We start from the raw sequence: 12,268 nt of genomic DNA on the forward strand, positions 1-12,268 counted from the left end.
ACAGCTTTCTCAGCAAAACTGGCCTTAAAAATAATGAATAATATTCTTTAATACGTCAAGAGTATTTTTCTTTAAAAGATTGCTATTCCGCTATCAAGGGGTCACATTGTTTGCACCAGTTCACGAAATCCAAAGGAGAGGAAAATGTCCGATACTATTGAAGTGTTCATGCCGGCAAGGGTCTTTACCGACAAAATTTGTGCCTTGCAGTCCGCGGAAAAGGCCATAAAGAAGGCGTCGAGGGACTTTAATGTTGCCGAAGCCATACGGAATGCGGGGTTCGCTGATTCGGTCTTTACCGAATTGAATGCGGCAATTAGAGGTGACCTGGGTTACCCCGAAAGCGACCCGCTCGAACTAAATGTATCTCGTGATGACTATCACGCGTGGTTAAGGGACATGGTGCAATTGCGTAAAGCATGGCGTGACGCATCGAAAGCAGCGGAGGTGCGATTGTGCGCCGAGTTTTCCTTCGACCTGGCAAAGAAGGGCCAGGAAATCTTCGATTGGGTGCCAGCTGATCTTATGCCGGGCGATGATGCCAACGAAGGAGATAAGCCCTAAATAAGAGGATGAGTAAATGGAGTGGTTGTATGTCGGCGATTTGTGGGGGGAATTTTGGGGCGCAGTTACCGCGCTGCTGATTGCTCTCGCTATGTGGCGCAGGGACGCGCATGCAAAACTCACGTTCACCATTTTGCTGGGGTTATGGTTCGTCTATAACTTTCTGCAGAAGACCGTTTTTTTTGCGATTTTGCCAATTCAAATTCTTGATGTGTTGGTAACCCTTGGTCTGTACACGCTGCACTTACGGCGCGGAGCGCTTATTTATGGTGTGGTGGTGTGCGTGATGCTTGTCCGCATATGCTGGCAAGCTGTTGCAGCGATCGCCGCTTTCCATCCGCTGACACTTGAGGCTAGCCTCGGGATAGATGCGCATGCATTAACCCTGGTTGTAGGTGCTCTCGGTGGGTTAATGGAGCCGTTCAGCAGGGCAGAGTATACCTTGGGCAACAATGTCTTATACGGCATGTGTTTGCTTGCTGGTTACTATTGCTTGCAATGGAGAAGATCAGAGATTTAGGGTTGATAGGTTGCTCTGAGTGCACGGAGTGAGCGAAGTATGGAAGGCGAATCAGACATTCAAAAACTGGATAGATTGCTAAAAAATCTACCCCTGCTGGGGCTGTTGCGCAGGCTCAATCCCGGGTTTGACCGCGGCCGGGTTGTGAGCATGTTAGCGTCGCGTCCGGAGGGGGCGGGGGTGATCGATGACGCAGGTGGTATGGAGGACGAAACACCCAAGTAGCCTGTACTATCGAGAAATCCAATCCAAAAATACGCTCGCAAACATCGCGACGTACGCCAAAAGATCGCCCCCGATGTAGTAAATCACTACACACGCACAAAAAAAGGTGAAGATTCGCTGCCGGGTGTGGGAGCGTCGTTCTAATTTTTCCGATCTGGCTTCTATTGTATCGGTGGTGGAGGCTGGGGAAGCTGCGTCGACAACTGGTGCGTATGCGCGTGGCTCATCGGCGGGTGTTTCGTACTTAGGTTTGGTTCGCTCCGTCATCGTCGCCTTTTCCTTGTTTCAGGCTGCTGGCAAGTTCTATCACCAGGTCGCTGACTTCACTCGGATCAAGAATCGCAAGCACTAAATTGCGTAAGTCTTCCTTGGGCAATGCTTCCATATCGGCCATAAAATCACCCTCGTAGATCTCGGTTACGCTAACCTCAAGTAGGTTCGCGAAACGAATAGCCATCTCCAGGGTGAGCGGTGCCTTACCGGTCATATAGCGGCTGATACTGGTTTGGTGAGCAAAGCCTAGTTCCTCCGCAAGCCGATCCTGGCCCATGCGCAGTTCTTTCTTTTTCCTCTCCCAAACCGCCGCCAATTTTGTTCTCGGCGTCCTGTTACGAGTCTTTTTTTCGTGTTGGTGCATTGCGTGCGCAAGCATATGTGAACCCGCTCGTTAGAAGAAATCTTCAGATTGAATATGTTTGTTTATATTACTCATACTTTTAGAAATGTCTTGACGATTTAATGAATAATATTCTTTAATTCGCGTCATGCAGAACGCAGCACTCGATTTAATCGAATTATTTATCAAAACGAAAACAGAGATGGTTCACATCTCTGAATACTCCCGACTGGGCAGCCAAAAGAAGATTGCCGACCAGTTGGATATGCACCAAACGTCTGTGGACAAGATGAAGCACAGAAACATTTTTCTACTGAAAGGACCTGACGGCATGCATGCCGTCGAGGTTAAAGCCGTGGGTAACAGACTAGATGAGGCTCACAGAAATAAAAAAGCCCCAATCAGCGGAAACTGATTAGGGCTTCTTAGACGCTTAAACCCCCGTCAACCGAGAAAGTAAACGCCAACCTAGGCCATTGATTTTACTCGGATCTAACGGGGATTTAAAGCGCTAAGTTGCTGGTTGTTGGTTAGAAATCGGGTGAGATTTCGAGACGGCAGGACCAGGCGTAAAAATCCCGCGACTGTAGGGCGTGCCAAAGCGGGGACGGTAATGCGTACAAGGGACTACCAGGCACCACAGGCGAACCCTTGGCCCGCTTGATGACGACTCGTCTGAAAGTGCAGAACTGCGTGGAACCTCGGTTACGGGGCTTCCCCATGCTGCCCGCAAGAATCGGACTGAACTGAAGTGCAGTTAGGGATAAGAGAGGTAAATCATATGGGTAAGAGCAGCTTAGAGGCTTACTACGAATCAACTGGTATCGCCGGGGAGTACATGCCACCCCCCGAAATTTTTAATAGAAATTGTGAAAAGTGTAAGTCGCCGTTCAACGGTAAATCTTGGCAAAAACTCTGTCGAGATTGTTGGAAAGAGCAGCGATCGACAACCACGCCAGCAAACGAAAGCAAACATTACGCATTAGTTGCTGAACGTGAAAACCAAAAAAGTTTTGAGCCTGCACAAGTGAAAGATCCAGAACGGGTGCAGTCGATGTTAACGGAGTGCTTAGCCGGACTCGATGAGCAATGCCAAAAAGATATGGGAGTCAATCAGTGAAAGCTATCACCCATCGGATGAATGGTATTGGCTCGGCAGTTGGCGCAGGGAAGAACAAATCTTCGACCCCATTAGGGAAGCGGTTAAGGCCAAGCTCATTGAAGACCAACGACTTATTCGACTTGAGCGAGAGCGACAAGCAGATGGTGATGGATCTAGCAGTGAGGGTTGAATGCCATTTAGGTGGCGATCCTATCCGCGTGAAAGATAACCGCCATGTGTTCAGTTATGTCCTGCTTGAAGCCGGATTTACTGACTCGCAAATCTATAGCTTTCTCAAGTATTCCGACCGCACAGGGCCGCGCTATGCGGCAAGAGCTCTGGATAAAAAACCAGAACTCAAACAAAAAGCACAACAGATTTTGAATGCGAGCCTGGGCTGTTCTCTCTCCCCTGACTCCCCCCCGGGCTCGGATAGGGGGGCGCCGGTGATTACCCAACGGCATCGCGCGCCGGCGTCCCCCGACCTTAACGAAAATGTTTCACGTGAAAACATGGTGTCGAATACTGGAGCGGGCGTTATAGACGCACCGCATAGCGCTGCACCAACAGCAAAGAGTAGGGGTACAGGGCGGCAGGATGGGGGTGCAGACAGACTGCCAACTTGCCCTGACCCAACAGACACAATCCTCAACCATTGGGCAGACGGCAAGCAGATAGATTTCATATCTAAATCCTGCGGTGTGTCTGAAGAATTTGTTGCGGGGGTGGTGGGTGTTTGAGATTCAAACCAACGTAACGCTGAAAACAATCAACTGCGGATGCTGCGGGCGGGCGGAACATGCAGAGCGGCGCGTCGCCGCGCAGAAAGGCGCCAATACCAAACTGAAACGAAGGATGGCGGCGCAATGAATAAACAACGTTTCAACGCCTTCCAAGACTACATCCATGACCGCTGGATAGATGTTAGGGAGGTGGGCGGAGCCCCTGCAACTATTCTTGCACTAACAGCAATTATTGTTGGGGGTTTGATCCTGTTTGGTCACTCCGCTGCCGCAATGGGCGCGGCAGTCGGAGGCTTGTTTGGTTCTATTGGCTACTGGATGTTCAACACAAGTACGCGCCGATTCTGGCAGGTCATGGCGGTGTGTTATTCGGTTTTGATAGTGGCTTTTGCGATTGGCTGGTTTGTCCGGTGACTGACTGGAACACCCCTCGCAGCGCACCGCCACCGCTCGAAAGCAAAGAGCAGGAAAGCTTTTTCAATAAAGCGCGCTTGTATCTCCCGGGCTTATACCCGCACCTGTACGCCATCCCCAATGGCCAGCTGCGCAACAAGCGTGTTGCTGCACAACTGAAGCGAGAAGGGGTTAAGGCTGGGGTTGAAGACATAGCCGCCGATATCGCGCGCGGCCCGTTCCATGGGTTGCGGATTGAAATGAAGAGGCAGAACGCTACGCCCGCCAAATGGCGAAAAGAACAGCGGGAATGGCACGAGCGACACATGGAACAGGGCTTTTTAAGTGTCCTGGCCAAAGGGCAGACAGAGGCGTTTATCCAGGCGCAACGGTTTTGGGAACTCGGGCCCTTTGATCCAAATAAATCGGTGGAATGGTCCTTTTTCCGGTTGGATATGGGGGCGTTTGATGGGTGAGCGTCCGCTAGAAATTATCAGCTTGGGTGCCGGGGTGCAGTCGACCACCATGGCGTTGATGGCTGCGCATGGCGAGCTAACGCCCATGCCAGATTGCGCGATCTTCGCAGACACCGGTGCAGAGCCTGATTATGTGTACCAAACCGTTGCCGACTTAGAAGAACTGTTGCCGTTTCCTGTTTATCGCGTGATGAAAGGCGAGGGTTTGAAGTCTGCCATTCTCGCCTCGACTGAAGCGAAAGGGGATGGGAGCTACAAGGGCAGGTTTGCTGGCGCTCCGTTTTATACCACCAGCCAAACAGACCTTGGCATGGGTATGTTACGCCGACAGTGTACGCGCGAATTCAAAATTGAACCTATCACCAAAAAGGTTAGGGAACTGGCTGGCTTGAAACCCCGCCAGCGAGCAAAACCCGGGCAGATTGTGGCGCGCCAATGGATCGGCATTAGTTGGGATGAACGCCAACGCATGAAGGAACCGCGGGAGCGCTGGTTACAGCATCGATGGCCGTTGATTGAAAAGCACATGACACGCGGCCATTGCCTGGAATGGATGCAAGCCCACAACTTACCGCTGCCGCAAAAGTCAGCTTGCACATTCTGCCCTTATCGCACAAACGCGGAGTGGCGGGAAATGAAAGCAGACCACCCCGAAGCATGGCAGGACGCTGTTGCCGTTGATGCCGCTATTCGTAATGGGGTCCGCGGTACAAAAGAGCAGTTGTATGTGCACCAATCAATGGCGCCGCTTGATCAGACTGATTTAACAGACGCTTCTGCCGGCCAGATATCGTTTTTAGATGAGTGTGAAGGAATGTGCGGGGTATGAATGCAGCCACGCCAACACGCACAGCGCTTGCTGGAACTGCCCGACGATCAAGCGAAAGCGTATTTCGTAAACGAAGTGCCCAAGCACCTGCAGGCGTTGGTCCGGAAGCACTACCAGTTGGTCAAGATGCGGGAGAGGTTTAGGGGATGAGAAAACACCAATCAAAAACAGAAAGTTTTGTAGAAGCAAACGTAAACACGGCCATTGGTTTCGGTATCAGTTTGGCCGCATGGGTACTTGTTGTGGTTCCTGTTTGGGATCTACCTGTTACAACCTTGGACAATCTGGCCATTACGGGGTTTTTCACTGTTATCAGTGTTGCGAGGGGGTACCTGATTCGGCGGTTTTTTGAGCGCTACTTGCATGCGTTGGTTCGGGCTTTAACTCGTTTTGTCGAAAGTAGGTCCAATTAGTGAACTTACCAAGACTCAACTGCCACATAGGCGACTGCCTGGACATCATGCGCACTTGGCCGGATGAATTCGTGCAGTGTGTGGTGACCAGTCCGCCATATTGGGGGCTGCGTGATTATGGTGTGGATGGCCAGTTGGGCGCAGAAGCCACTTATCAGGAATACATAGACCGCATTTGCAGCATCTTCGACGAAGTAAACAGAGTGCTAAAGGCTGACGGTACCCTTTGGCTTAACTTGGGGGACTGTTTTTCGACCGGGAGCGGGTTTCGAGAGGAGGACCAAAAGTACAGTACTCTCGGGCCTAAGCGGGATGGCTTGCCGGGTAATAGTGCGCACAAAACCAAGTTGTCCCGTGAAGCAGTCGATGAACTCAAACCCAAAAACCTTGTAGGCATCCCCTGGCGAGTCGCGCTCGAGCTGCAATCCCGCGGCTGGTACTTGCGCAGCGACATCATTTGGTCGAAACCGAACCCGATGCCGGAAAGCGTCAAAGATCGACCCACCCGTGCGCATGAATACCTTTTTCTGCTGACCAAATCAGAACGCTACCATTACGACCATGAGGCGATAAAAGAGCCTAGCACCTATGGTGCGCCAAACTCGCCTCAGTCAATAAAATCCCCTCAAGGCCAAGGCTTTACCCGCCGAGCAGACAAGCAGCGCGGCCACAGCCGCCGACACCAAGGATTTAACGATCGCTGGGATGCAATGACCAAAGCCGAGCAGCAGGCCAACGGTCGCAATAAGCGCAGCGTTTGGACGGTTTCAACAATTCCATACGCCGGCGCCCACTTCGCCACATTCCCCCCAAAACTCATAGAGCCTTGCATTCTCGCGGGCAGCCGCAGAGGCGACATTGTTTTAGATCCGTTTATGGGTAGCGGTACTACAGCCATGGTGGCCGAGCACTTAGGCCGCAAATGGATTGGCTGCGAACTTAACGAGAAATACTTGGATTTGCAGAAAGATCGACTTAAGCAGCAGGCGTTGGCGTTGTGACCCATGAACTACTACAACGAATTCGACCCCAAAGCCGCCGCATGGTTGCAAGAGTTAATCAAGGCGGGATTGATACCCGCCGGCGATGTGGACACGCGGAGTATTGAAGATGTCAGACCAGATGAGCTTATTCAGTACACCCAGTGCCACTTCTTCGCCGGAATCGGCGGCTGGCCCTACGCCCTCAGACTTGCCGGATGGCCAGCCGACAGGCCCGTGTGGACAGGCAGCTGCCCATGCCAGCCGTTCAGCCAAGCAGGCGCTCGAGCTGGGACTGATGACGAAAGACACCTATGGCCACACTTCAGATGGCTCATTGATCAATGCCGACCTCTCACCATCTTTGGCGAGCAGGTTGCGAGCAAAGACGGACGTGAATGGTTCTCCGGAGTACGTGCTGACCTGGACCTATTGGGATATGCCACAGGGGCCGCCGATCTATGCGCTGCTGGCGAAGGGGCGCCGCACATCCGACAGCGGATTTTTTGGGTGGGGCACGCCAGCAGCGCAGGAACCTGGTGGAACGCCGGAACAGTTCCAGGCGCGAAAGCGAAAAGCGCAGGCGAAGGGCGTACAGATAGGCGACAGCGTGACTGCACTATCGATGCAGGCACAGATGGTGGGCTGGGCTACGCCGAAGGCAAGCGACGGCAGCGGCGGCCGGACGACAAAGACCCAGGGCGGCGGGAACGCTCACCTGGACCTACAGGCGAGAACGAGCGGCTATCCGACTCCGAGAGCGGAGGATGCCGAGAGCGCCGGCCGGCGAGTGAGTGCGGGGCTATCGGATACGTTGACGGCGGTGAGCAGGGACATCGCCGGGTACCCAACCCCGACCTGCCCAGTGAACACCGACGGCCATCAAGCGGGGAACAATCGATACATCACGAAAATGTCGAAAGAGGCAATCCCTGGGCCAACGCCGAGTGGGTTGGAAGCATCGACGGAAAAACCCGGCGCATTGAACCCGGGCTTGAGCCGCTGGTTGCAAGGCTATCCCCTTACATGGTGCCAGACGGCGATCCGAGCCTTTCGTGGTCTAAGAACACAGGCGAAGGGCGAATAATGCGACTACGCGGTTACGGCAATGCAATCGTTCCCCAAGTCGCGGCGCGGTTCATAGAGGCGTTTATGCATGACTGACGTACACGACGACCACTGGCGTCTATGGGCCAGCGCAAGCCGGGAAGGGCACCGCATAGGCTATTACAGCCAGAACATACTGCATGCGCCTACCGCGGACTGGAACGACGAAAACGAGCCTGCACCCAAGCCTTACAGCCGTGAGGATTTCGACATTGCAGACCAGATAGCGAACCTGGTCCTTACTCTGTCAGATGCGCTTAAGCGTGCGGTGGTGGTGTATTGGGGGGCGTATCCAGATGCACCCTATTGCCGAGAAGAACGCTTTAAAGAATTTGGTATCGATCGCAGCAACTGCAGAAAGCAGGCAAGGCAGGCGATGGATATTGTTAATCGGAGGGTTTAATGAGTAACGAACCGGAACACACATTGGAGACACTGGAAGACCTGCACCGCCGCGGATTTCGTGTTCACTATGGAGAGCATCCGACTCGATATTTCCAACTTTATTCTGTTCGATACGCGTTCGAAACAAAACGCTGCGCGCATCTGAACTACGCGATTACTTTGGCTTTGCGTGAGATTGAAAAATCGGAGGGTGTTACAAATGACTAAACTAAGTTGGTGGCGTGCTTTTCGCACGGGTTGGAAACAAGAAACCGAAAACCCTATTTATCTGCTTCTATGGGGGTTTATCACTGGTTTTGCTGTGCATGGCTTGTTGGTGAGTTGGTTTGTATGAACCGCGCCCAACGCTACGCATTTGAAAGTACGCCGGAAGTGCAAGAAGACGGCGGCGTGACCCGCAATTGGCGCCGGCGATCAACCGTTTATGAAAACTACATCGCGCAGCGGAGGCACCCGAATGCGCCGATTTATCAGAGGGTTTAGACTCGGATACTACAAAACCAAGGAGGTTTTTTGTTGATGAGCAAAGTTGACGAGTGGAAAGAACAGATACGCGAGTTGGAACAGAGCCTGGCTGATCTGGAGTATCTAAAACCGCCGGGTACAGGTGCGGACATAACGGCAGGCAAGGCCGAACACCTGCGGAGCCAGATTGAGCGATACAAAGAGATGATTCGGAATTATGACGGCGACGGCTGAATCAGATGGCGAAGGTGTAGCGGCCGTCGAATGAGATATGAAAATCACCCATGCAGATAATATCTCGGCCCATCAAGCCTTTGTAATTTGACGATGCGCCGTTGAATTCAATTGCTTGCAAACCCTCTACGACATGCATGGCAGTGCCAAAAGGAATTCCGACGTCGACCAGGTAGGTGTTTGCCGGTGAAGTACCGCTGGGCGTCGACATTGGAATTTGGCCTTGAGGGGCTAACCCCAATTTGTGTGCAACCTCTGGAGAAATGCACGTTGTGTCCGCACCGGTGTCGATGAGCACATCAAACGGTTCAAACACCAGCGGCGTTTTGTCTTGTGCCTGGACTTGCTGTTGTAGTTGCGCGCGCAACGTTCCGTTGGCCGCAAATACCAACGGAATTAGCGGCCCAATGGATAGGTCAAACGGCTTGGCGATTACCGGCATGCGAAAAATAGCCCAAATCTACGACTGTGCGTGTTACTTCTTGCACGGAATACAACCCATCTGGGTACTTTGCTTGACCATATTTGACTGCATCGGCCATCGTGTCGAAGTAGTCATCAATGGTTTGGTCTCTCATCACCGCAAACTTGCCTTGATACACCGAAGCTATTTCGGGTAGCAGTTCCTGGAAGGCTTGGAAATTTTTTTCCACCTCCGCGGTCTTCGCTTCAATACTGCTCACAGGGGCTCTCCTAGGTTGACTTACTATAATAGTAGGCATACCGGGGGTTACACAAATATGATCTGTTCGACGTTTGACCGCAGCAGTTGACCCATTACCTCTTTTAGGGCAATATTTTCCCATATCTACGAATCCCTAAACCCGCTTTTCAGCGGGTTTTTTTGTGCCTGGAATAAGTCGAAAGGAACCCGAAATGGCCCTATTGGAGAGGTACAGCGCTGTTTTTTCCATGGCTGTTGTTGTTGGTGGTGGGCTTATCGCATGGGCTACGGTTGTTTCTGATGTGCAGGCCCATGACCAGGACATATTGCAGCACCAGCAAAAAATTCAGGTATTGCGAGAGCAGCATTCTGTTTTGTCTGAGTCGGTCGCCGTTATGAAGCAAAAAATGGTCTCGCTGGATGCGAGCAGCCAGCAAATGCAATCCGATATCAAATCCATAGAAGGCGATATGAAGACGGTTTTAACCACCCTGATGCGCCTTGAGACATTGGCGGAAGCCGCCAACGCATCCACCCCCTAATTTTTGGAGTCAATCCAGTGTCCAGACAGGTTATTAAATATCGTTCTGGATTCAAGTATCAGCTGGTCGAGGATTACACAGTTGAAACGGGGATTGAGGGTTTCTCGGTCGGGCACCCGTTTTTCACCCTGACAGCGCTGGGTGATCTGACCATCAACGCAGGGTATGCATGGGATGGCGCCAGCGGTCCCGCGCTCGACACCAATAATTTTATGCGGCCTTCGCTGGTGCACGATTGCGGGTATCAGATGATGGGCGAGGGTTTGTTACCTCGATCGACTCGCAAAGAGTGGGATTTGTTGTTGCGCGCTCACTGCTTGCAAGACGGTATGACCAAAGCCCGAGCGTGGTGGGTCTATCGCGCGGTACGGTTCGGCGGGGACGGCTATGGCCGCAAGCCAAAGCAAATCAAACTCGCGCCCAAGCGGCGAACAACCAGGAACACACCATGATCGATCAGAAAGCCCCGCAATCCGAGCCTTCAGTCGGATGCGGAACGCCGTTTGTGGCTGCGTTCTACCAAGAACCCAAATAAACACTTCGGGTCATATCCATGCTATTGCTGGAGACATCCAGGGGGCGCTCCAGCGCCGTTCAGTTGGTGGGTGGTGGACCGCTTGCGTGGGAGGGCTTGCCGTCCAGCATCCAGATTGACCACAGCCTGGGGGTGCCGCAAACGGTGCTCACCAATGTGCGCAGCTACCTGCAAGACCCGCAGGGGCTAAATCCAACAATTACGGCAACCGATGACGACGGCGCCGCTGTTTTTGAGATTAATGGTAGTGGGGATCTGGTGGTGACTACGCTGCCTGCGTCGGCGGGTACGGATGTGCAGGTGACGCTTACGGCGGTGGCGGCGCTGACTACGGTTGAGTTGGCCGACAGTGCTGCAGGGCAGAATCGCCCGATGACCATCGGTATTCCGCTTGGGCCGGCGCAGCTTGCCGCGGGGCAGGGGCTTGTGGCCTCGCGCAACGGGGTTGAGATTCCCTCTCAGTGGGACCAGTTGGCTACTTGGCGCAACGACAGCGGGCAGGTGCAGCATGGCGCGCTAACGATTTTTACCGATCAGGCTGGCGATAACTCCGGAACCATAGACATCCAGTTGGGTACCCCTCTGAGTGGTGCGGCGGTTTCCAAGGCTGAAATAGCTGCGGCGATGGCCAATGATTGGTATTTCCAATTCGGTTCCGATTCGCTCTCGGTGCGCGATTTGTTGAACGGCACAGTTGCGCCGCTTCAGGACTATACGCATCTGTCTGGACCCTTGGTGTCCGACTACCCAGATTGAACTTATCGAAAATGGTGGCACAGTTGAGCAGGTTAATATGGGTTGGGATGAGAATCGCCAGCGAACTGTGCTACAGCGCAGCAAGGAGAGTGCCCATGACTACCGCTACTTCCCCGAGCCAGATCTGCCGCCTTTAATGGTCAAAAGAGAATTTGTTGGGGAGATTCGCTCCCGTTTGCCAGAGCTGCCCGATGCCAAAGAAAAGCGCTACAAAACAGAGTGGCAAATCCGGCCAGTCGATGCCAAGATACTGACTGCGGAGAAGATGGTGGCTGATTACTTTGAGATAGCTGTACAAGCGTATGGTACTGAGGAAGCTGACATACAAGCAGGCAAACCACAACGGATGGCCAACTGGATCCCAGCGTGGCACCCCCCACGTGGCAACATGTGGGTGGGGAGGTGGCGCAGCAGGTAGCGCCTACCGCCCACGTGCCAGCGCCGCAACCACAGCCCGTCCCCGTCCAGAATCCCCCCCCTGTGATGGCTGCGCCAGCCCCACAACACGTGGAGGGTCCCTCCCAAGAGGCTGAGCCCCCCACCATGGCCTCCGCGCCCTCCCTAGCACGTGCAGCCCCCGAGGCCATAGCCCGGGCAGCACCGGCCGTGCGTGCCGATTCTGGCAGCTACTATGAAGCGCCTGAGTAGACGTTCGGACCAAGGGGCAGTGAGGGCGGGGCCTCCACACGTGGCAGGGGT

Annotated in this window: 23 protein-coding genes; 19 read left to right on the top strand and 4 right to left on the bottom strand. The window is 53.3% G+C overall.

Features of this window, described 5'->3' with window-relative positions:
* Nucleotides 1–144 precede the first annotated feature (144 nt).
* From AAF564_22210 to AAF564_22220, 3 genes are read left to right on the top strand one after another with little or no spacing between them, the layout of a single operon-like run.
* Entirely contained in the window at nucleotides 145–564 is a 420-nt protein-coding gene (locus AAF564_22210) for a hypothetical protein (GenBank protein ID MEM8488279.1), read from the top strand.
* A gap of 16 nt (nucleotides 565–580) precedes the next feature.
* Entirely contained in the window at nucleotides 581–1,084 is a 504-nt protein-coding gene (locus AAF564_22215; GenBank protein MEM8488280.1) for a hypothetical protein, read from the top strand.
* A gap of 39 nt (nucleotides 1,085–1,123) precedes the next feature.
* The gene (locus AAF564_22220) at nucleotides 1,124–1,309 is read left to right on the top strand and encodes a hypothetical protein (GenBank protein ID MEM8488281.1); all 186 of its coding nucleotides are present in this window, start codon (nucleotides 1,124–1,126) and stop codon (nucleotides 1,307–1,309) included.
* A 244-nt stretch (nucleotides 1,310–1,553) separates the two neighbouring features.
* Here the strand turns inward: AAF564_22220 and AAF564_22225 are convergent, their stop codons facing one another.
* Nucleotides 1,554–1,961: a helix-turn-helix transcriptional regulator gene (locus AAF564_22225; protein MEM8488282.1), complete on the bottom strand. Its 408-nt coding sequence runs from the start codon at nucleotides 1,959–1,961 to the stop codon at nucleotides 1,554–1,556.
* Nucleotides 1,962–2,073: 112 nt separating this feature from the next.
* Between AAF564_22225 and AAF564_22230 the strand changes: the two genes are divergently transcribed.
* From AAF564_22230 to AAF564_22260, 7 genes are all read left to right on the top strand, one after another.
* A complete protein-coding gene (locus tag AAF564_22230; GenBank protein ID MEM8488283.1) occupies nucleotides 2,074–2,340 on the top strand; it encodes a hypothetical protein in 267 nt (88 codons plus the stop codon).
* A gap of 366 nt (nucleotides 2,341–2,706) precedes the next feature.
* Nucleotides 2,707–3,045, top strand: a complete 339-nt coding sequence (locus tag AAF564_22235) for a hypothetical protein (GenBank protein MEM8488284.1) — start codon at nucleotides 2,707–2,709, stop codon at nucleotides 3,043–3,045.
* Nucleotides 3,046–3,143: 98 nt separating this feature from the next.
* Nucleotides 3,144–3,767, top strand: a complete 624-nt coding sequence (locus AAF564_22240) for a hypothetical protein (GenBank protein ID MEM8488285.1) — start codon at nucleotides 3,144–3,146, stop codon at nucleotides 3,765–3,767.
* 126 nt (nucleotides 3,768–3,893) lie between these two features.
* Complete coding sequence (locus tag AAF564_22245; GenBank protein MEM8488286.1) at nucleotides 3,894–4,184, top strand: hypothetical protein; 291 nt, start codon at nucleotides 3,894–3,896, stop codon at nucleotides 4,182–4,184.
* Nucleotides 4,181–4,639: a VRR-NUC domain-containing protein gene (locus tag AAF564_22250; GenBank protein MEM8488287.1), complete on the top strand. Its 459-nt coding sequence runs from the start codon at nucleotides 4,181–4,183 to the stop codon at nucleotides 4,637–4,639. Before AAF564_22245 ends, AAF564_22250 begins: the two co-directional genes overlap by 4 nt.
* Nucleotides 4,632–5,468: a hypothetical protein gene (locus AAF564_22255; protein ID MEM8488288.1), complete on the top strand. Its 837-nt coding sequence runs from the start codon at nucleotides 4,632–4,634 to the stop codon at nucleotides 5,466–5,468. Before AAF564_22250 ends, AAF564_22255 begins: the two co-directional genes overlap by 8 nt.
* 460 nt (nucleotides 5,469–5,928) lie before the next feature.
* Complete coding sequence (locus AAF564_22260; protein ID MEM8488289.1) at nucleotides 5,929–6,882, top strand: site-specific DNA-methyltransferase; 954 nt, start codon at nucleotides 5,929–5,931, stop codon at nucleotides 6,880–6,882.
* Nucleotides 6,883–6,936: 54 nt separating this feature from the next.
* Here the strand turns inward: AAF564_22260 and AAF564_22265 are convergent, their stop codons facing one another.
* Entirely contained in the window at nucleotides 6,937–7,137 is a 201-nt protein-coding gene (locus AAF564_22265; protein MEM8488290.1) for a hypothetical protein, read from the bottom strand.
* Here AAF564_22265 and AAF564_22270 point away from each other — a divergent pair.
* The 4 genes from AAF564_22270 (at nucleotide 7,099) to AAF564_22285 (ending at nucleotide 9,072) form a co-directional block, all read left to right on the top strand.
* Entirely contained in the window at nucleotides 7,099–8,025 is a 927-nt protein-coding gene (locus tag AAF564_22270) for a DNA cytosine methyltransferase (protein ID MEM8488291.1), read from the top strand. The two genes, AAF564_22265 and AAF564_22270, sit on opposite strands and share 39 nt — an antisense overlap.
* The gene (locus tag AAF564_22275) at nucleotides 8,018–8,371 is read left to right on the top strand and encodes a hypothetical protein (protein MEM8488292.1); all 354 of its coding nucleotides are present in this window, start codon (nucleotides 8,018–8,020) and stop codon (nucleotides 8,369–8,371) included. The genes AAF564_22270 and AAF564_22275 overlap by 8 nt, the downstream gene beginning before the upstream one ends.
* Before the next feature lie 332 nt (nucleotides 8,372–8,703).
* The gene (locus AAF564_22280) at nucleotides 8,704–8,856 is read left to right on the top strand and encodes a hypothetical protein (GenBank protein ID MEM8488293.1); all 153 of its coding nucleotides are present in this window, start codon (nucleotides 8,704–8,706) and stop codon (nucleotides 8,854–8,856) included.
* A gap of 33 nt (nucleotides 8,857–8,889) precedes the next feature.
* Nucleotides 8,890–9,072 (top strand): hypothetical protein, encoded by a 183-nt coding sequence (locus AAF564_22285; protein MEM8488294.1) that lies wholly within the window; start codon nucleotides 8,890–8,892, stop codon nucleotides 9,070–9,072.
* A 1-nt stretch (nucleotide 9,073) separates the two neighbouring features.
* Here AAF564_22285 and AAF564_22290 read toward each other — a convergent pair whose 3' ends face one another.
* Entirely contained in the window at nucleotides 9,074–9,514 is a 441-nt protein-coding gene (locus AAF564_22290; GenBank protein MEM8488295.1) for an aspartyl protease family protein, read from the bottom strand.
* Nucleotides 9,489–9,755: a hypothetical protein gene (locus tag AAF564_22295; protein MEM8488296.1), complete on the bottom strand. Its 267-nt coding sequence runs from the start codon at nucleotides 9,753–9,755 to the stop codon at nucleotides 9,489–9,491. The genes AAF564_22290 and AAF564_22295 overlap by 26 nt, the downstream gene beginning before the upstream one ends.
* Nucleotides 9,756–9,948: 193 nt before the next feature.
* Between AAF564_22295 and AAF564_22300 the strand changes: the two genes are divergently transcribed.
* The 5 genes from AAF564_22300 (at nucleotide 9,949) to AAF564_22320 (ending at nucleotide 12,217) form a co-directional block, all read left to right on the top strand.
* Nucleotides 9,949–10,278 (top strand): hypothetical protein, encoded by a 330-nt coding sequence (locus tag AAF564_22300; GenBank protein MEM8488297.1) that lies wholly within the window; start codon nucleotides 9,949–9,951, stop codon nucleotides 10,276–10,278.
* Nucleotides 10,279–10,295: 17 nt separating this feature from the next.
* Entirely contained in the window at nucleotides 10,296–10,730 is a 435-nt protein-coding gene (locus AAF564_22305; protein MEM8488298.1) for a hypothetical protein, read from the top strand.
* Nucleotides 10,731–10,831: 101 nt separating this feature from the next.
* On the top strand, nucleotides 10,832–11,569 hold the full coding sequence (locus tag AAF564_22310; protein MEM8488299.1) for a hypothetical protein: 738 nt from the start codon (nucleotides 10,832–10,834) through the stop codon (nucleotides 11,567–11,569).
* Between the two features lie 37 nt (nucleotides 11,570–11,606).
* Nucleotides 11,607–11,987, top strand: a complete 381-nt coding sequence (locus AAF564_22315) for a hypothetical protein (GenBank protein ID MEM8488300.1) — start codon at nucleotides 11,607–11,609, stop codon at nucleotides 11,985–11,987.
* A 65-nt stretch (nucleotides 11,988–12,052) separates the two neighbouring features.
* Nucleotides 12,053–12,217, top strand: coding sequence for a hypothetical protein (locus AAF564_22320; protein ID MEM8488301.1), 165 nt, complete (start codon nucleotides 12,053–12,055; stop codon nucleotides 12,215–12,217).
* Nucleotides 12,218–12,268: the final 51 nt, after the last annotated feature.

Source organism: Bacteroidota bacterium (genome assembly GCA_039111535.1).
Taxonomy (GTDB): Bacteria; Bacteroidota; Rhodothermia; order Rhodothermales; family JAHQVL01; genus JBCCIM01.

What these genes read in the sequence shown, in the direction of transcription:
- AAF564_22210 (MEM8488279.1), top strand. Translation starts at nt 145, where the DNA reads ATGTCCGATACTATTGAAGTGTTCATGCCGGCAAGGGTCTTTACCGAC.
- AAF564_22215 (MEM8488280.1), top strand. Translation starts at nt 581, where the DNA reads ATGGAGTGGTTGTATGTCGGCGATTTGTGGGGGGAATTTTGGGGCGCA.
- AAF564_22220 (MEM8488281.1), top strand. Translation starts at nt 1,124, where the DNA reads ATGGAAGGCGAATCAGACATTCAAAAACTGGATAGATTGCTAAAAAAT.
- AAF564_22225 (MEM8488282.1), bottom strand. Translation starts at nt 1,961, where the DNA reads ATGCTTGCGCACGCAATGCACCAACACGAAAAAAAGACTCGTAACAGG.
- AAF564_22230 (MEM8488283.1), top strand. Translation starts at nt 2,074, where the DNA reads ATGCAGAACGCAGCACTCGATTTAATCGAATTATTTATCAAAACGAAA.
- AAF564_22235 (MEM8488284.1), top strand. Translation starts at nt 2,707, where the DNA reads ATGGGTAAGAGCAGCTTAGAGGCTTACTACGAATCAACTGGTATCGCC.
- AAF564_22245 (MEM8488286.1), top strand. Translation starts at nt 3,894, where the DNA reads ATGAATAAACAACGTTTCAACGCCTTCCAAGACTACATCCATGACCGC.
- AAF564_22255 (MEM8488288.1), top strand. Translation starts at nt 4,632, where the DNA reads ATGGGTGAGCGTCCGCTAGAAATTATCAGCTTGGGTGCCGGGGTGCAG.
- AAF564_22260 (MEM8488289.1), top strand. Translation starts at nt 5,929, where the DNA reads ATGCGCACTTGGCCGGATGAATTCGTGCAGTGTGTGGTGACCAGTCCG.
- AAF564_22275 (MEM8488292.1), top strand. Translation starts at nt 8,018, where the DNA reads ATGACTGACGTACACGACGACCACTGGCGTCTATGGGCCAGCGCAAGC.
- AAF564_22280 (MEM8488293.1), top strand. Translation starts at nt 8,704, where the DNA reads ATGAACCGCGCCCAACGCTACGCATTTGAAAGTACGCCGGAAGTGCAA.
- AAF564_22290 (MEM8488295.1), bottom strand. Translation starts at nt 9,514, where the DNA reads ATGCCGGTAATCGCCAAGCCGTTTGACCTATCCATTGGGCCGCTAATT.
- AAF564_22300 (MEM8488297.1), top strand. Translation starts at nt 9,949, where the DNA reads ATGGCCCTATTGGAGAGGTACAGCGCTGTTTTTTCCATGGCTGTTGTT.
- AAF564_22310 (MEM8488299.1), top strand. Translation starts at nt 10,832, where the DNA reads ATGCTATTGCTGGAGACATCCAGGGGGCGCTCCAGCGCCGTTCAGTTG.
- AAF564_22315 (MEM8488300.1), top strand. Translation starts at nt 11,607, where the DNA reads ATGGGTTGGGATGAGAATCGCCAGCGAACTGTGCTACAGCGCAGCAAG.
- AAF564_22320 (MEM8488301.1), top strand. Translation starts at nt 12,053, where the DNA reads ATGGCTGCGCCAGCCCCACAACACGTGGAGGGTCCCTCCCAAGAGGCT.